General features: G+C 60.4%; 15 protein-coding genes. 7 read left to right on the top strand and 8 right to left on the bottom strand.

The window, feature by feature from the left end; translation table 11 throughout:
* Positions 1-129 precede the first annotated feature (129 nt).
* The 4 genes from mdtD (at position 130) to yccS (ending at position 6,877) form a co-directional block, all read left to right on the top strand.
* Positions 130-1,557: a multidrug transporter subunit MdtD gene (mdtD, locus tag FEE99_RS01455; RefSeq protein WP_041476772.1), complete on the top strand. Its 1,428-nt coding sequence runs from the start codon at positions 130-132 to the stop codon at positions 1,555-1,557.
* Positions 1,558-1,788: 231 nt separating this feature from the next.
* Complete coding sequence (dbpA, locus tag FEE99_RS01460; protein WP_024014613.1) at positions 1,789-3,174, top strand: ATP-dependent RNA helicase DbpA; 1,386 nt, start codon at positions 1,789-1,791, stop codon at positions 3,172-3,174.
* A 131-nt stretch (positions 3,175-3,305) separates the two neighbouring features.
* Entirely contained in the window at positions 3,306-4,484 is a 1,179-nt protein-coding gene (locus tag FEE99_RS01465; protein WP_041476773.1) for a BaiN/RdsA family NAD(P)/FAD-dependent oxidoreductase, read from the top strand.
* Positions 4,485-4,702: 218 nt separating this feature from the next.
* Positions 4,703-6,877, top strand: a complete 2,175-nt coding sequence (gene yccS, locus FEE99_RS01470; RefSeq protein WP_041476774.1) for a YccS family putative transporter — start codon at positions 4,703-4,705, stop codon at positions 6,875-6,877.
* An 86-nt stretch (positions 6,878-6,963) separates the two neighbouring features.
* On the opposite strand, the gene FEE99_RS01475 is transcribed toward yccS, so the two are convergent.
* A complete protein-coding gene (locus FEE99_RS01475) occupies positions 6,964-7,701 on the bottom strand; it encodes a substrate-binding periplasmic protein (protein ID WP_041476775.1) in 738 nt (245 codons plus the stop codon).
* Between the two features lie 255 nt (positions 7,702-7,956).
* Between FEE99_RS01475 and FEE99_RS01480 the strand changes: the two genes are divergently transcribed.
* Positions 7,957-8,409 (top strand): GNAT family N-acetyltransferase, encoded by a 453-nt coding sequence (locus FEE99_RS01480; protein ID WP_041476776.1) that lies wholly within the window; start codon positions 7,957-7,959, stop codon positions 8,407-8,409.
* A 123-nt stretch (positions 8,410-8,532) separates the two neighbouring features.
* Here the strand turns inward: FEE99_RS01480 and FEE99_RS01485 are convergent, their stop codons facing one another.
* From FEE99_RS01485 to FEE99_RS01495, 3 genes are all read right to left on the bottom strand, one after another.
* Positions 8,533-8,829, bottom strand: a complete 297-nt coding sequence (locus FEE99_RS01485; RefSeq protein WP_016772794.1) for a winged helix-turn-helix domain-containing protein — start codon at positions 8,827-8,829, stop codon at positions 8,533-8,535.
* A 100-nt stretch (positions 8,830-8,929) separates the two neighbouring features.
* Entirely contained in the window at positions 8,930-9,421 is a 492-nt protein-coding gene (locus FEE99_RS01490) for a YgjP-like metallopeptidase domain-containing protein (RefSeq protein WP_041476958.1), read from the bottom strand.
* A 44-nt stretch (positions 9,422-9,465) separates the two neighbouring features.
* Positions 9,466-11,589 (bottom strand): putative bifunctional diguanylate cyclase/phosphodiesterase, encoded by a 2,124-nt coding sequence (locus FEE99_RS01495; RefSeq protein WP_041476777.1) that lies wholly within the window; start codon positions 11,587-11,589, stop codon positions 9,466-9,468.
* A gap of 312 nt (positions 11,590-11,901) precedes the next feature.
* On the opposite strand from FEE99_RS01495, the gene FEE99_RS01500 reads away from it, so the two are divergent.
* Both FEE99_RS01500 and FEE99_RS01505 read left to right on the top strand, forming a co-directional pair.
* Positions 11,902-12,570 carry a polysaccharide lyase family 7 protein gene (locus FEE99_RS01500; protein ID WP_016772792.1) on the top strand — a complete coding sequence of 223 codons (669 nt, stop codon included), beginning with the start codon at positions 11,902-11,904 and terminating at the stop codon, positions 12,568-12,570.
* A gap of 393 nt (positions 12,571-12,963) precedes the next feature.
* Positions 12,964-13,326 (top strand): DUF6124 family protein, encoded by a 363-nt coding sequence (locus FEE99_RS01505; RefSeq protein WP_041476778.1) that lies wholly within the window; start codon positions 12,964-12,966, stop codon positions 13,324-13,326.
* A 151-nt stretch (positions 13,327-13,477) separates the two neighbouring features.
* On the opposite strand, the gene fba is transcribed toward FEE99_RS01505, so the two are convergent.
* From fba to FEE99_RS01525, 4 genes are all read right to left on the bottom strand, one after another.
* Positions 13,478-14,542, bottom strand: coding sequence for a class II fructose-bisphosphate aldolase (gene fba / locus FEE99_RS01510; RefSeq protein WP_008081027.1), 1,065 nt, complete (start codon positions 14,540-14,542; stop codon positions 13,478-13,480).
* A 263-nt stretch (positions 14,543-14,805) separates the two neighbouring features.
* A complete protein-coding gene (locus tag FEE99_RS01515) occupies positions 14,806-15,138 on the bottom strand; it encodes an MliC family protein (RefSeq protein ID WP_041476779.1) in 333 nt (110 codons plus the stop codon).
* Positions 15,139-15,195: 57 nt separating this feature from the next.
* Positions 15,196-15,417 (bottom strand): hypothetical protein, encoded by a 222-nt coding sequence (locus tag FEE99_RS01520; RefSeq protein WP_041476780.1) that lies wholly within the window; start codon positions 15,415-15,417, stop codon positions 15,196-15,198.
* A 34-nt stretch (positions 15,418-15,451) separates the two neighbouring features.
* Entirely contained in the window at positions 15,452-16,615 is a 1,164-nt protein-coding gene (locus FEE99_RS01525) for a phosphoglycerate kinase (protein WP_016772785.1), read from the bottom strand.
* Positions 16,616-16,622 lie beyond the last annotated feature (7 nt).

Genomic DNA, 16,622 nt, shown 5'->3' on the forward strand with positions numbered 1-16,622 from the left:
GAGCGAGCCTGCTCGCGAAAGCGGTAGATCAATCGACATCAATGTTGAATGAAATGGCCTCTTCGCGAGCAGGCTCGCTCCCACACTGACCGCGCTCGACTCTGAATATGCACTGACACAAGAGGTTCCATGCCCAACCGCCCGCCTCTCGACGCCATCACCGCCCGCTGGTTGCCGTGGGTCGTCGCCATTGCGTTCTTCATGCAGTCCCTCGACGGGACCATCCTCAATACCGCGCTGCCGGCCATGGCCAGCGATCTGGCCGAAGACCCGTTGCGCATGCAGGGCGTGATCATCGCCTACATGCTTACCGTGGCCCTGCTGATCCCGGCCTCCGGCTGGATCGCCGACCGCTTCGGCACCAAGAAAATCTTCTTCGGCGCGATTCTGCTGTTCAGCTTGGGCTCGTTGCTATGCGCGTTATCCAGCAGCCTGAGCATGCTCATCGGTGCGCGGGTGATTCAGGGCCTCGGCGGTGCGCTGATGTTGCCGGTCGGGCGGCTGGTGGTGCTGCGTGCGTACCCGCGCTCGGAACTGGTGCGAATCATGGGTTTCATCACCATTCCCGGCCTGCTCGGCCCGCTGATCGGCCCGACCATGGGCGGCTGGATGGTGGAATACGTGACGTGGCACTGGATCTTCCTGATCAATCTGCCGGTCGGGGTGATCGGTTGCTACGCGGTGTGGAAATTCATCCCCGACCTGCGCGGCACGGAGCGCACCCGCTTCGATAGCCTCGGCTTTCTGCTGTTCGGCGCAGCGATGATCCTCATCACCATCGCCATGGAAGGTCTTGGCGAACTGCACCTGCCGCACCTGCGGGTGATGCTGCTGCTGTTCGCCGGCATGGCCTGTCTGGCGGCGTACTGGCTGCGCGCCGGGCACATCGAAAACCCGTTGTTCGCGCCGTCATTATTCAAGACCCGCACGTTCGCCGTCGGCATCCTCGGCAACCTGTTCGCGCGACTGGGCAGCGGCGCTTTACCGTTCCTGGTGCCACTGCTGTTGCAAGTGGCGTTGGGCTATTCGCCTTCGCAAGCCGGGATGAGCATGTTGCCGCTGGCCGCTGCGGCGATGGTCGCCAAGTGGGTCGCGCGGCCGCTGATCGAACGCCTCGGCTATCGCATCGTCCTCACCGGCAACACCCTGGCGTTGGGGATCATGCTGGCGAGCATGGGTCTGGTCAGCGAGCAGACGCCGTACTGGCTGCTGCTGTGCCTGCTGGCGGTGCTGGGGGCAATCAACTCGCTGCAATTCACAGCGATGAATACGGTGACGCTGATCGACCTCGACGATGCCAGCGCCAGCAGCGGCAACAGTTTGCTGTCGGTGGTCGCGCAGTTGTCGCTGAGCCTCGGCGTCGCTTGCGCCGGCGCGCTGCTTGGTGGCTTCACTGCGAAGGTCGGCAACGATGGCGTGGAAACCGTACTCGGCGCCTTCCAACTGACCTTCGTCACGGTCGGCGTGATGGCGATGCTGGCGGCGACGATCTTCTCGCAGTTGTCCAAGGAAGACGGGCGCCGGGCGAAACGTCCACAAGAACACATCGAACACTGATTCTGCTGAAGGACTCCCTGTAGGAGCTGCCGAAGGCTGCGATCTTTTGATCTTGTTTTTTAAAGCAAAATCAAAAGATCGCAGCCTTCGGCAGCTCCTACAGGGGAGTGTGGTCCCTCACACAGACTGATCTCCAGTCAGAGAAACTCTGGGGCTGTTCGTCCAGAACTGTCGAGGAAACCGGCATGGGGCTGCTACACTGCGCGACATTTTGTTTTGCAGGCCAGTCCCGTGACCACCATCGCCACCGCTTTTAATACTCTGCCGCTGTCCGCCGCCATGCTGGCTAACCTCGAATCACTCGGTTATGCCCAGATGACGCCGATCCAGGCGCAGAGCTTGCCGGTGATCCTCAAGGGGATGGACCTGATCGCCCAGGCCAAGACCGGCAGCGGCAAGACCGCCGCGTTCGGCATCGGCTTGCTCAACCCGATCAACCCGCGCTACTTCGGGTGCCAGGCGCTGGTGATCTGCCCGACCCGCGAGCTGGCCGACCAGGTGGCCAAGGAAGTCCGCCGTCTGGCCCGCGCCGAAGACAACATCAAGGTCCTGACCCTGTGCGGTGGCGTGTCGTTCGGCCCGCAGATCGCTTCGCTGGAGCACGGCGCGCACATCATCGTCGGCACCCCGGGGCGCATTCAGCAGCATTTGCGCAAGGGTTCGCTGGTGCTCGATGGCCTGAACACGCTGATCCTCGACGAAGCCGACCGCATGCTCGACATGGGCTTCTACGACGCCATCGAAGACATCATCATCAAGACCCCGGAGCGCCGCCAGACCCTGCTGTTCTCCGCGACCTACCCGGTGGGCATCAAGCAACTGGCGTCGAAATTCATGCGCGATCCGCAGACCGTCAAGGCTGAAGCCTTCCACGACGACACGCAGATCGAGCAGCGCTTCTACGAGATTTCCCCGGAAGAGCGCATGAGCGCGGTGACCAAAGTCCTGCACCACTTCCGTCCGGCGTCCTGCGTGGCGTTCTGCTTCACCAAGCAGCAAGTGCAGGAAACCGTCGATCACCTGACCGCCAAAGGCATTTCCGCTGTTGGCCTGCACGGCGATCTGGAACAGCGTGACCGCGATCAGGTGCTGGCAATGTTCGCCAACCGCAGCACCTCGGTGCTGGTTGCCACCGACGTCGCGGCCCGTGGTCTGGATATCGATGCGCTGGACATGGTGATCAACGTCGAGCTGGCGCGCGATTCGGAAATCCACATCCACCGCGTCGGCCGTACCGGTCGCGCGGGCGAGAAAGGCATCGCCATCAGCCTGGTCGCGCCGTCCGAAGCTCATCGTGCGCAAGCCATCGAACAACTGCAGAAAGCGCCGCTGAACTGGGATCAGATCGACAACCTCAAGTCCCAGGGCCTGGCGCCGCTGCAACCGCCGATGACCACCCTGTGCATAGGCGCTGGCCGCAAAGACAAAGTGCGCCCGGGCGACATTCTTGGCGCACTGACCGGCGAAGCGGGCATTCCCGGTGCGCAGGTCGGCAAGATCGCGATCTTCGATTTCCAGGCCTACGTCGCTGTCGAGCGCACCGTGGCCATGCAGGCCTTGCAGCGCTTGAATGACGGCAAGATCAAGGGCCGCTCGTTGCGCGTGCGTATTCTCTGACCTGATCGTTCCCACGCTCTGCGTGGGAATGCATCCCGTGACGCTCCGCGTCACATAACAACGGACGCAGAGCGTCCATGGCGGCATTCCCACGCAGAGCGTGGGAACGATCATTGTGTGAGGACACCGTTTTGCGCTCTACCGAAGTCGTGATCATTGGCGCTGGCGCGGCCGGCTTGATGTGTGCCCTGACCGCCGCCGGGCGCGGGCGTCAGGTGTTGCTGCTCGACCACGCGAACAAGGCCGGCAAGAAAATCCTCATGTCCGGCGGCGGTCGCTGCAATTTCACCAACATGTACACCGAACCGAGCAATTTCCTCTCGCAGAATCCGCATTTCTGCAAATCGGCGCTGGCGCGTTACACCCAGTGGGATTTCATCGGCCTGGTCGGCAAACACGGCGTGCCGTACCACGAGAAGAAACTCGGCCAGCTGTTCTGCGATAACAAATCCAGCGACATCCTCGGCATGCTGCTTGATGAATGCGATCAGGCCGGCGTCGAGCTGCACCTGGACACTTCGATCCAGACCATCGAAAAAACCGACAGTGGTTATCTGCTCGACACCACCCTCGGTCAGGTCCAGTGCCAATCGCTGGTGATCGCCACCGGCGGCCTGTCGATTCCGACCCTGGGCGCTACCGGTTTCGGTTACCAGGTCGCCAAACAGTTCGGCCATGAACTGCTGCCGACCCGCGCCGGCCTGGTGCCATTCACCATTACCGACCAGCTCAAGGAGTTGTGCACAGAGCTGTCCGGCACCTCGGTGGATTGTCTGGTCAGCTGCAACGAGCAGAGCTTTCGCGAGAACATCCTGTTCACCCATCGTGGCCTCAGTGGCCCGGCGATCTTGCAGATCAGTTCGTTCTGGGAGCCCGGCGACACGGTGGAGATCAACCTGCTGCCGGATCACGACGCGGCGAGCTGGTTGCAACAGCAAGTCGCCGAGCGTCCGAACAGCGAGTTGAAAACTTTGCTTGGCGAGATCTTCACCAAGAAGATGGCCAATCTGCTGGCGGACAACTGGTTTGTCTCCAAACCGATGAAGCAGTACACCCACGCCGAACTGGCGGAGATTGCCGAGAAGCTTGGCAGCTGGAAAGTCGTGCCGGCGGGGACCGAAGGCTATCGCACGGCTGAGGTGACTCTGGGTGGCGTCGACACTCGCGAGGTGTCGTCCAAGACCATGGAATCGCTGAAAAGCCCGGGCCTGTACTTCATTGGTGAAGTGCTCGACGTCACCGGGCATCTGGGCGGCTTCAATTTCCAGTGGGCCTGGGCCTCGGGCTACGCTGCTGCGCAGTTCGTCTGACCGGAACAACACTCCCCGTGTAGGAGCTGCCGAAGGCTGCGATCTTTTGATCTTGCTTTTACAGATCAAAGTCAAAAGATCGCAGCCTTCGGCTGCTCCTACAGGGGGCGGCGGGCGATCAAGGAACACTTTTTGCTGTCAGATGTGCTCGGCGCCATTGCGTCGGCGTCATTACTGGCTCAATTTAGCGGCATCGCCTCGGAAGGCCTTCGCACTTCATGTCCTCGACCTCGTTTCGTCAGTCTTTGCGGCGCCTTTGGGCGCTGGATAAATTCAGTTACAGCGTGCGGGTATTCATCGCCCTGACCGGCAGCATGGCGCTGTGCTGGTATCAGGATGAAATGGGCCTGCTGATCCCGTTGTTCCTCGGCATCATCGCCAGCGCCCTCGCCGAAACCGACGACAGTTGGCAGGGTCGTCTCAACGCCCTCGCGGTGACACTGGTGTGTTTCAGCATCGCCGCGCTGTCGGTGGAATTGCTGTTTCCCTACCCGATCATTTTCGCCGTGGCCCTGGCGCTGGCCAGTTTCGGCCTGACCATGCTCGGTGCGCTGGGCGAGCGCTACGGCGCGATCGCTTCGGCGACGCTTATTCTGTCGGTGTACACGATGATCGGCGTTGATCAGCGCGGCGGCGCGGTCACTGACTTCTGGCACGAACCGATGCTGCTGGTCGCTGGCGCGGCGTGGTACGGCCTGCTCTCGGTGCTGTGGCAGGCGCTGTTTTCCAATCAACCGGTGCAGCAGAGTCTGGCGCGGCTGTTCCGTGAACTGGGACTTTACCTGAAGCTGAAATCCTCGCTGTTCGAGCCGATCCGGCAGATGGACGTCGAAGCCCGCCGCCTCGAACTGGCGCAGCAGAATGGCCGCGTGGTCGCCGCACTGAACACGGCCAAGGAAATCATCCTGCACCGGGTCGGCAACGGTCGACCGGGCTCGAAAGTCAGCCGTTATCTGAAGCTGTATTTCCTCGCGCAGGACATTCACGAACGCGCCAGCTCTTCGCACTACCCGTATAACGCGCTGGCCGAGGCGTTCTTCCACAGCGACGTGCTGTTCCGCTGCCAGCGCCTGCTGCGCCAGCAAGGCAAGGCCTGCCGGGCCTTGGCCGAGTCAATCCAGATGCGCCAGCCGTTCATCTATGACGCCAGTTTCGCCGAAGCCCTGAACGACCTGCATGCCTCCCTCGAACACTTGCGCATCCAGAGCAATCCGGCATGGCGCGGCCTGCTGCGCTCGCTGCGCGCCTTGGCGGCCAACCTCGGCACCCTCGATCGCTTGCTCAGTGATGCCAGCAACCCCGATGCCTTGGCGGATGCCACCGACAGCAGCCTGCTCGACCGCTCACCGCGTAATCTCAAGGACGTGTGGATTCGCCTGCGTACGCAACTGACGCCGACTTCGCTGCTGTTCCGCCATGCTCTGCGCTTGCCGCTGGCACTGAGCATCGGCTACGGCATGGTGCACCTGATCCACCCGTCGCAAGGCTACTGGATCATCCTCACCACGCTGTTCGTCTGCCAGCCGAACTACGGCGCCACCCGGCGCAAACTCGGCCAGCGGATCATCGGCACGGCCATTGGCCTGACGGTGGCGTGGGCGCTGTTCGATCTGTTCCCCAACCCGGTGGTGCAATCGTGCTTCGCCATCGCTGCCGGGGTAGTGTTCTTCACCAACCGCACCACCCGCTACACCCTGGCGACGGCGGCGATCACGATCATGGTGCTGTTCTGCTTCAATCAGGTCGGCGACGGCTACGGGCTGTTCCTGCCACGGCTGTTCGATACCTTGCTCGGCAGCCTGATCGCAGGTCTGGCGGTGTTCCTGTTCCTGCCGGACTGGCAGGGTCGGCGCCTGAACAAAGTGCTGGCCAACACCCTGACCTGCAACAGCATCTACCTGCGCCAGATCATGCAGCAATACGCCGCCGGCAAAAGCGATGACCTCGCTTATCGCCTGGCCCGACGCAACGCCCATAACGCTGACGCGGCGCTGTCGACGACACTGGCGAACATGCTCATGGAGCCGGGGCATTTCCGTAAGGAGGCGGACGTTGGCTTCCGTTTCCTGGTGCTGTCGCACACGTTGCTCAGCTATTTGTCAGGGCTCGGCGCGCACCGCGAAACGCAGTTGCCAGCGGAGGTGCGCGAGCATCTGATCGAAGGCGCCGGGGTGAAACTGGCGACCAGCATCGACGAAATCGCCCAAGGCCTGGCGAGCAAGCAGCCGATTGCGATTCAGAGTGATGACGAGGAAGCGCTGGCCAATGAGCTGGAACAGATGCCGGATGAAATCGATGAAGGGCAACGGTTGGTGCAGACGCAGCTGGCGCTGATTTGCCGGCAGTTGGGGCCGCTTCGGACGTTGGCGGCGCATTTGATCAAAGAAGTCTAGCTACAAGTTTCAAGCTGCAAGCTGCAAGCTGCAAGCTTCAAATTAGAAGCCGGGTTGCGTTCGGCATGTAGCTTGTAGCTCCCCCACTACATTCCATGCCGCCGCAATAACTTCTCATAAGTCCCGTCAGCCTTCATCGCCTCGATCGCTCGATCAAACCCGGCGACGATCTGCTCATGCTGCGGGTTCTTCAGGCTGACCAGAATATGCAGGCTGTTCTCACTCAACGGCTTGGGTAAAAACTCCACCGAATTGCGTACCTTGGCCGATTCCCGTGCCAGGTAATACTTGGCCACGTACTCATCCTCCAGGGTCAGCTTGACCCTATCCGCCGCGAGCATGCGCACGCCCATGGCGAAGTTGTGCACAGGGACTTTCTGCATCGCCGTATCCGCATCGAAAGGGGCGGAATAGGCATACCCGCGCACCACGGCAATCGGGTAAGTGTGCAGTTGCTCGAGATTGCTGTAGTCGATGGGTGCGTCTTTGCGCTTGAGGAAGCGGATGCGGTTGATCAGGTACTCACCGGAAAACTGACCGATCTGTGTGCGTTCGTCGTTGTACCAGGCATTGACCAGTACGTCGTAACGCCCCTCGCCAATCCCCAGCAATGCTCGCGCCCACGGCACTTGTTCGTAACCGCTGGCATAACCGGCGCGAGCCAGTGCGGTGCTGACAATGTCGGTGGCCAGTCCACCGTTGACCAGTGCATCGTCGGTAAACGGCGGCCAATTATCGAACGCCAGCCGCAGCTTCTGCGCCGCAGCATCCTGGCCCAGCACCAGCAGTCCGATCAAAGCAACGGCTTGAAGCAATCGCAGCATGCTTGAACATCCTCAGCGGGCAACCGCCCGACGTGGTTTCACGTCAAAACCAAAGGCCCCTTACCGGCAAAACCCAAGCATTGAACATTAGCTCATGGGAACCAGTGCGCAGTGCTCTTGAGCAGATTACACAAAGTCTCGGCGGCCGCGAGAAAGGAATGGTGGCATTTTGACCTTTATCACAGACTGTTGCGCCATACAGACATATGGCGCAGCTGCGCTTAGTATCGGGCGACATGGTCAAGGAATCGAAAAATGACAATCGAGTGGATCTGCAAACATCATCGCGATTTGGGCAAAGAGCAGTTGTACGCCTCGTTGAAGCTGCGCTCTGATGTATTCGTGGTCGAACAGAAATGCGCCTACCCGGATCTCGACGGCCAGGATCTGGAGGGCGATACCCATCACCTGATGGGCTGGGAGGATGATCAGTTGATGGCTTACCTGCGCCTGCTGGATCCGGAATCCCAGGGCGGCGACGTGGTGATTGGCCGCGTGGTGACCGCGCCCGCCGGCCGTGGCAAAGGGCTGGGCCACGCGATGATGGAACAGGCGCTGAAGCAGGCCGAAAAGCACTGGCCGCAGGTGCCGATCTATTTGTCAGCGCAGGCGCATCTGCAGGGGTATTACGGCAAGTACGGGTTTGTCGTGGTGGGTGAGGAATATCTTGAGGACGACATTCCACATATCGGCATGCGTCGTTCTTGAGGGCCTCATCGCTGGCAAGCCAGCTCCCACAGGTTCATCGCTCGTTCACGAAAACCGTGTTCGCTGGAGATCCCTGTGGGAGCTGGCTTGCCAGCGATTGCGTCAGTTCAGGCGCGGCTGGATTCAGGGGTATTCAAGCACCGCTTTTATCTGCCGCAAATTGCGCTCGATCCATCCCCGATCAATCGCTCCCCACTCACGAATCCGATAGCGCCCGGCATGATTGCGTGCGCCCTCTTCCTGTTCGAACTCGCAGATGATGTCCAGATCAGCCAGCGCGGCAATCGTGTCCTGCGCCGTGCGTCGCGGCATGCCAGTGACTTCGGTCAGCGTCGGCACACTCGGCGCCAGGCCGCTATCGATCAGATAAGCCACGTACAAACGGCGATAGAAACTGCTTTTGGTCTTGCTTACGTCCATCTAAACACTCCCACCGTTAAAAGATCGCAGCCTTCGGCAGCTCCTACAGAAGATCGCATTTCAACTGCAGGAGCTGCCGAAGGCTGCGATCTTTTGATCTTTACTGCATATCCCGCCACGTCAGGTACACACGCAGATCGAACTCGATCTGGTGATACCCCGGCAGCATGTGCTCGCACAGTTTATAGAACGCCTTGTTGTGCTCCGATTCCTTGAAGTGCGCCAGCTCGTGCACCACGATCATCTTCAGAAAATCCGGCGCGGCGTCCTTGAACAGCGCGGCGATGCGGATTTCCTTGTTGGCCTTGAGCTTGCCGCCCTGCACCCGTGACACCGTGGTGTGCAGACCGAGGGCGCGGTGGGTCAGGTCGAGGCGGTTGTCGAACAGCACTTTGTCGATGGCCGGCGCATTGCGCATGTACTGCTGTTTGAGATCCAGCGCGTAGCTGTACAAGGCCTTGTCGCTCTGCACGTCGTGTCGCCCTGAATAGCGCTGATTCAGGTATTCACCCAGGCGCCCTTCGGCAATCAGTTGGCGCACCTGATCCTGCAATTGCGCGGGGTAGGCCTGGAGGTACTTCAACACAGTCATGGACAAGCGACGCGGTTCGAAAAAGGTCCGCCAGTGTAGCGAATTCAACCGGGCAGCGCGCTCCAGTCAAAGGGTTCGACGAAGCTGACCGCGTCTTCGGCGATCAACGGCCGCGCGACGAGGAAGCCCTGCACGTATTCGCAGCCATGGGCTTGCAGCCACTGATATTGCTCGAGGGTTTCCACTCCTTCGGCGATCACCAGCAGACCGTATTGCTTGCACAGGTCGATGACCATGCGCACCAGCGCCGCATCACGTGGCGAGTCCGGCAGGCGCGCGATCAAGTGGCGGTCGAGCTTCAGCGTGTCCAGTTCCAGATCGCGCAGATGCGCCAGCGAACACGGCCCCGAACCAAAATCATCCAGCGCCACGCGCACCCCGAGATGACGCAGCAGCCGCAGTTGCTTGCGGGTTTCGTCCGGGTCTTGCATCAACGCTTCTTCGGTGACTTCGACTTCCAGTTGCCGCGGTTGCAGCGCATGGCGTTCCATGACTTGACGCAATTCAGTGACCAGATTCGGCAGGCCGAACTGGGTATTGCTCAGGCTCACGCCAAGCACCAGATCTTCAGCGAACAAGGTTTCCCAGGCTTTGCGCTGACCGGCGCCACGGTGATAGATCCAGCTGCCGAGGCGACTGATCAAGCGCGCCTCTTCCAGCAATGGCAGAAACAACCCCGGCGGCACATCGCCGACGCTCGGATGCTGCCAGCGCAGCAACGCCTCGAACCCACGGATCTGTCCGCTGCCGATCGCCACCTGCGGCTGATAGACCAGATTGAAATCGCGGTTTTCGATGGCCTCGCGCACGCTGTCTTCAAGCATCAGACGCGAGCGTGCGCGGCCGTTCATTTCAGGGTCATAGAAACGATATTGCTGACGCCCGGCGCGCTTGGCCTCGTACATAGCGATGTCCGAGGCGCGCAGCAAGCCGTCGAGATTGCGCCCGCAGTCAGGATAGGTGGCGATGCCGATACTGGCGCCAAGGACGATATCCAGACCTTCGATCTGCTGACACACCGATACCCGTTCGATGAGTTTTTCGGCAATCTTCGCCGCTTGCTCGGGGAATTCCAGATCCAGCAGCGCGGTGAATTCATCGCCGCCCATGCGCGCGAGAATATCGAACGGCCGCAGGCACGCTTTCAATTGCTCGGAAACCCAGCGCAACACGCGATCGCCGGCATCGTGGCCGAGGGAATCGTTGACCCGTTTGAAGCCGTCGAGATCGAGGTAGAGCAACACCCAACTGCTGTCGCTGCGTTCGCCGCGCAACAGCAGGTTTTCCACGGTCTGGTAGAACCCGCGCCGGTTGAGCAGCCCGGTCAGCGGATCGGTTACCGCCTGGAATTCCAGTTGCTGGTGCAAGTGACGCACCACCGACATGTCCAGCACCGTCACCACCATCGCATGCTGCTCCGAGGGCAGCGGCGCGCAGGACAAGGCCACCGGCACTTGCTGCCCGGGCGCCGTGCGCAGCAACGCATCATGCAGGCGCAGGGTTTCACCGCGTTGGTAGCCGGCGTAGAACTCGGAATCGGCCCACAGGGGAATGTGTGGCTTCTGCAGGAAATCGAGAAACTCCTTGCCTTCCAGATCCTTCACCGGCGCATTGAGCAACCGCGAAATCGCCGGATTGGCGAAGCGGATCACGCCGTCCTCGCTCAACACCAGAATGCCTTCGGCGGCGTTGTCCAGCACCGAGGCATTGAAGGCGCGCGCCACTTCCAGGTCATGACTCAGGCGTTGCAAGGCACGGCGATTGCGCTGGTGCTCGAGCAGCGCCTGAACCTTGGGCTTGAGGATTTGCGGATCGAACGGCTTGAACAGGTAATCCACCGCGCCGCTGGCATAGCCCTTGATCACGGCGTCCTGAGATTGCTCGTTGGCGGTGAGGAAAATGATCGGCGTCAGGCGCGTACGCTGGCTGCCGCGCATCAACCGTGCGACCTCGAAACCGTCCATGCCGGGCATCTGCACATCAAGCAGGACCAGGTCGATGTCGTGTTCGAGCAAAAGGTTCAGCGCCTCGAAACCGGAGGCGGCGGTCATCACGTGCCAATCCTGACGCTGCAGCAAAGCGCGCATGCTGATCAGATTTTCGGGGTAATCATCGACGATCAAAAGGACCGAGCTGCCTTCACCTGGCTGGGGTTGCGCGCATTCCATGCTGCTTCTCTTATCGGGACCGGTTGCCGGCAAAACCATAGACGTACTGAGCCTTCACTCTAGACGCGGATGCCGCAAAGCAGAAGCTGTCGTCACGCCATCATTTGGCCAATGTTCCGTCGAGCCGACTAACGGTCACCGCCAGAGGCCCCGAAAACCGGGCGAGATGGCATTTCGACAGGATGTTGACGTCAAGTAATCGCCGGACGGGCATTAACAAAAATTGCCGCTACGCTTATAAAGACGCCCGAAAACGCGCGGGCTAGAGCTTCTGGCACCGGCGTTCCGGATGAATTGATTGGAAGAACCGTCATGATCGACCTCGCAACCTGGAACCTCAGCGTTCCTGTTGGCAGCCCGCCGTACACCGTTGAAACCTCGAAACTGGTGGATGGCTTCAAGGATCAGTACTTCCATTCCGATACCGGCACCCTGTTCTTCTGGTCCCCGGTGACTGGCTCGAAAACCGAAAACGCCATCTACCCGCGTACCGAACTGCGCGAAACCTACAGCAACGGCACCCTGCGCAACTGGTACTACCCGGACGCCGACAACCTGCTGCGCGCCACCCTCGCGGTGAACAAGGTGCCGAGCTCGGGCAAGATCGTCATTGGCCAGATCCACGCGTACGAAAGCCAGCGGCCGATGGTCAAGCTCGAATACCAGTACAAGGAAAAAACCCAGACCGGCAATCTGGTGATCAAAGTTCGCATGCGCCCGGACGACGCCGAAAGCCGCGTCATCACCCTCGCCACCGGCGTCAAGCTTGATCGCGAATTCAACTACCTCATCCACTTGAGCCCCGGCGGTGCCCTGGGTGTGAGTGCGGCGGGGTATCAATGGGACTCCCAGATCAGCGCGACCTGGCGCGACAAGCCGCTGTACTTCAAGGCCGGCGTGTATGTGCAGGACAACACCGGCTATACCAGTGAGGGTGGGCAGGTGACGTTTACCAAACTGGATATTGATCACGACAAGTAACGCAAATCCTACTGTAGGAGCAGCCTTCGGCAGCTCCTACCTTTAAACAGCGCTGTTTAGAGCTGTCAGCGGTTGCTTCCGGATGCCTACAACAGCTTGCGTCGTTGCCTACCACTACGCCAGAATTCGCCGGCTTGTGCGCCTGGCGGGCCATCGGTAACTTGATTCGTGTCACTGATTCCCAGTGATCGGGTTTAGTAGCCCGTGGTTTCAAGCGTGATGCACAAGCATCTGTCAGTCGGGGATTTCGATTCCTGCGCTTGATGGCAGCTGTGCGCAGGGCACCTTCGGGTGCGCCGGCTTGCTCGAAACCCCGGTCTACTAACCTGCGTACAGTTGCCTCCACTTTGATTAGTAGCCAGAGCGGAGGCACTCCAATCAGGTTTCGAGCAAATGACTAAATCAACGCCACACCCGCCAGTCACCGACCCGGCCTCGCCATACGAATCCCTCGACTCAAAAAAACTCAACGACGCCGCCGAGCGCGCCCTCGACCACTACCTCAACCCCGCCGTCCTTATCATGGCGAGCACCAACGAACCCGAGCCCATGTACTTCGCAAACCCGAAATACAACACCGAATCCCTGCTGGCCAACGCCAGCGAAACCTTGGGCTCAGCCAGCGTCATGCTCAACAACTTCGCCGCGATGCTCGACCACTCGCATCGCAAAACAGCGCTGGGGATCGCGCAGGTCGTCATGCTCGGTGAACTGGCAGTGAATCAGGCACTGGATCACGTTGAACTGAACGAGTAGTCACTGATAAAGGACTCTTCGTCGACGAGCTCACCGTCAATCCAGCAGTCATGCCCACGCTTGAAGAGATAGCGGAAATATTTGTTTAATTACGCCCACAAAAAAACCCGCCTCTCGGCGGGTTTCTTTTTAATCAGCTCAACGCTCAGGCTCAGTTGACCTTCGCGTTCAGCTCACCCTTCAGATAACGCTGGTACATCGCTTCCAGCGAGATCGGTTTGATCTTCGAGGCATTACCGGCAGTACCGAACGCTTCATAACGAGCGATACATACATCGCGCATTGCAGTCACGGTTGCGCCGAAGAATTTACGTGGGTCGAATTCGCTCGGGTTGGTGGCCATCAGGCGACGCATGGCGCCAGTGGAGGCCAGGCGCAGGTCGGTGTCGATGTTGACCTTGCGCACGCCGTGCTTGATGCCTTCGACGATTTCTTCAACCGGTACGCCGTAGGTTTCTTTGATGTCGCCGCCGTACTGGTTGATGATCGCCAGCCACTCTTGCGGAACCGAAGACGAACCGTGCATCACCAGGTGGGTATTCGGGATGCGCTTGTGGATTTCCTTGATGCGGTCGATCGCCAGCACGTCGCCGGTTGGTGGCTTGGTGAACTTGTAGGCGCCGTGGCTGGTGCCGATGGCGATGGCCAGGGCGTCGACCTGGGTGCGCTTGACGAAGTCAGCGGCTTCTTCCGGGTCGGTCAGCATCTGGCTGTGATCCAGAACGCCTTCGGCACCGATGCCGTCTTCTTCACCGGCCATGCCGGTTTCCAGCGAACCCAGGCAACCCAGTTCGCCTTCTACCGAAACGCCGCAGGCGTGGGCCATGGCCACGGTTTGTTGGGTAACGCGGACGTTGTAGTCGTAGTCGGTCGGGGTCTTGCCGTCTTCGCCCAGCGAGCCGTCCATCATCACCGAGCTGAAGCCCAGTTGAATCGAGCGCTGGCAAACGTCAGGGCTGGTGCCATGGTCCTGGTGCATGCACACCGGGATGTGCGGGAATTCTTCGATCGCCGCCAGGATCAGGTGACGCAGGAATGGTGCGCCGGCGTATTTGCGGGCGCCGGCCGAAGCCTGGACGATCACCGGGGAGTCAGTCTTGTCAGCGGCTTCCATGATGGCGCGCATCTGCTCAAGGTTGTTGACGTTGAAGGCTGGAACGCCGTAGCCGAACTCGGCTGCGTGGTCCAGCATCTGGCGCATGCTGATAAGTGCCATTGTGTGTGTCTCTCCCGGTTGAGGGTCGTTGATCGTGCCAGCCTGCCGGAGCGGCGGCGGCTATTCAAGTTAATGCAGATCGGGGGTTGAGGCCCGACCTGGTGATTCGGTGTTACCAAAACTGTGTGAACAACAGAGACCCCCTGTGGGAGCGAGCCTGCTCGCGAAAGCGGTCTGACAGACACTGCATCATCGACGGCAAGATTGCTTTCGCGAGCAGGCTCGCTCCCACATTTGGATCTCTGTACACCAATTCAATCGTGTTACTCGGCCTTGCAACCACGGCCGATCAGGTCATTGGTGGCGACCCAGTACACCAGGCCTTCGTCACCCTTGACGTGAAACGCCAGCATGCCATCGCTGTACAGCGTGCCAGAGGCGCCCGGCTCTTCTTTCAGGCGATAGACCTGATCACCGCCGCCGAGGCGAACGTCGACTTCCTTCTGGCCGGCATCGGCGTAACGCCACAACACCTTGGCCTGACTGTCGCAGGTCCAGGTCGTCCAGTCGTCTGCCGGGGCCGACGACTGAAACAGGTTCAACTGCGCGCAACCACCCAACAATGTCAACGCCGCAACGGCGATCAAGCCTTTCATCCGTGTTCCTCGACTGACGGCGCACGCCGCCAGCCCTGAGTTAAAGAGTCAGACCCGTCAAGGACAACCATGTTCCTTGACCGGGGTTTGCGTCTCGTATTTGTCCAGGCCGTCCGGGCCCGAGCGCTTGTTCAGCACCGGGTTGGTTTCGGCCTGCCAGTCGGCCTGATAACAGCCCTTCTGCGGTTCGCTCGGCGCCGGCGTGGCTTCGGCCTTCGGGTTACTCCCGCAGGCCGCCAGCGTACCGGTCAGCAACAACAGCGCTAACGACTTGACCATGAAAACACTCCTTTGCCTGGCCAAACGGGCGGCCTCAGGCCTTGGCCCGGCTTTCCAGGACTTCAACGGCTGGCAGCACCTTGCCCTCGACGAATTCGAGGAACGCGCCACCACCGGTGGAAATGTAGGAGATCTGCTCAGCCACGCCATATTTATCGATCGCCGCCAGGGTGTCGCCACCGCCCGCGATGGAGAATGCCGAGCTTTCGGCGATAGCCTGGGCCAGCACTTTGGTGCCGTTGCCGAACTGATCGAACTCGAACACGCCAACCGGGCCGTTCCACAGAATGGTTTTCGACGATTTCAGCAGCTCGGCGAAATTGGCTGCAGTTTGCGGACCGATGTCGAGAATCATGTCGTCAGCCGCCACGTCAGCGATCAGCTTGACGGTCGCTTCAGCGCTTTCGGCAAATTCCTTGGCGACCACAACGTCAACCGGCAACGGCACGCTGACTTTCGCCGCGATTTCACGCGCGGTGTCGAGCAGGTCCGGTTCATACAGCGACTTGCCGACCGGGTGACCAGCCGCCGCGAGGAAGGTGTTGGCGATGCCGCCGCCGACGATCAGTTGATCGCAGATCTGGCTCAGGCTGTTCAGCACGTCGAGTTTGGTCGACACCTTGGAGCCGGCAACGATGGCTGCCATTGGCTTGGCCGGCGCGCCGAGGGCTTTGCCCAGTGCATCCAGCTCAGCGGCCAGCAACGGGCCGGCGGCAGCGACTTTGGCGAACTTGGCTACACCATGGGTCGAACCCTCGGCGCGGTGAGCAGTACCGAAAGCATCCATCACGAACACATCGCACAGGGCTGCGTATTGCTGGGCCAGGTCGTCGGCGTTCTTCTTCTCGCCCTTGTTGAAGCGTACGTTTTCGAACAGCACGATGTCGCCAGCCTTGACCTCCACGCCACCGAGGTAGTCAGCCACCAGCGGCACTTCACGGCCCAGCGCTTTGCTCAGGTAGTCGGCGACAGGTTTCAGGCTGTTTTCGGCGGAGAACTCGCCTTCGGTCGGACGGCCCAGGTGCGAGCAGACCATCACCGCCGCGCCTTTTTCCAGGGCCAGCTTGATGGTCGGCAGCGAAGCCAGGATGCGCGCGTCGCTAGTGACAACACCGTCCTTGACGGGGACGTTGAGGTCTTCGCGGATCAATACGCGCTTACCTTGCAGATCGAGGTCGGACATCTTCAACACGGTCATGGGTCGC

Source organism: Pseudomonas sp. ef1 (genome assembly GCF_007293365.2).
GTDB lineage: Bacteria > Pseudomonadota > Gammaproteobacteria > Pseudomonadales > Pseudomonadaceae > Aquipseudomonas > Aquipseudomonas siliginis.

Coding starts and splice junctions, on each gene's coding strand:
- FEE99_RS01500 (WP_016772792.1), top strand. CDS start 11,902: ATGATCGACCTCGCAACCTGGAACCTCAGCGTTCCTGTTGGCAGCCCG.
- mdtD (WP_041476772.1), top strand. CDS start 130: ATGCCCAACCGCCCGCCTCTCGACGCCATCACCGCCCGCTGGTTGCCG.
- FEE99_RS01475 (WP_041476775.1), bottom strand. CDS start 7,701: ATGCTGCGATTGCTTCAAGCCGTTGCTTTGATCGGACTGCTGGTGCTG.
- FEE99_RS01515 (WP_041476779.1), bottom strand. CDS start 15,138: ATGAAAGGCTTGATCGCCGTTGCGGCGTTGACATTGTTGGGTGGTTGC.
- fba (WP_008081027.1), bottom strand. CDS start 14,542: ATGGCACTTATCAGCATGCGCCAGATGCTGGACCACGCAGCCGAGTTC.
- FEE99_RS01485 (WP_016772794.1), bottom strand. CDS start 8,829: ATGGACGTAAGCAAGACCAAAAGCAGTTTCTATCGCCGTTTGTACGTG.
- FEE99_RS01525 (WP_016772785.1), bottom strand. CDS start 16,615: ATGACCGTGTTGAAGATGTCCGACCTCGATCTGCAAGGTAAGCGCGTA.
- FEE99_RS01505 (WP_041476778.1), top strand. CDS start 12,964: ATGACTAAATCAACGCCACACCCGCCAGTCACCGACCCGGCCTCGCCA.
- FEE99_RS01520 (WP_041476780.1), bottom strand. CDS start 15,417: ATGGTCAAGTCGTTAGCGCTGTTGTTGCTGACCGGTACGCTGGCGGCC.
- FEE99_RS01490 (WP_041476958.1), bottom strand. CDS start 9,421: ATGACTGTGTTGAAGTACCTCCAGGCCTACCCCGCGCAATTGCAGGAT.
- FEE99_RS01480 (WP_041476776.1), top strand. CDS start 7,957: ATGACAATCGAGTGGATCTGCAAACATCATCGCGATTTGGGCAAAGAG.
- FEE99_RS01495 (WP_041476777.1), bottom strand. CDS start 11,589: ATGGAATGCGCGCAACCCCAGCCAGGTGAAGGCAGCTCGGTCCTTTTG.
- yccS (WP_041476774.1), top strand. CDS start 4,703: ATGTCCTCGACCTCGTTTCGTCAGTCTTTGCGGCGCCTTTGGGCGCTG.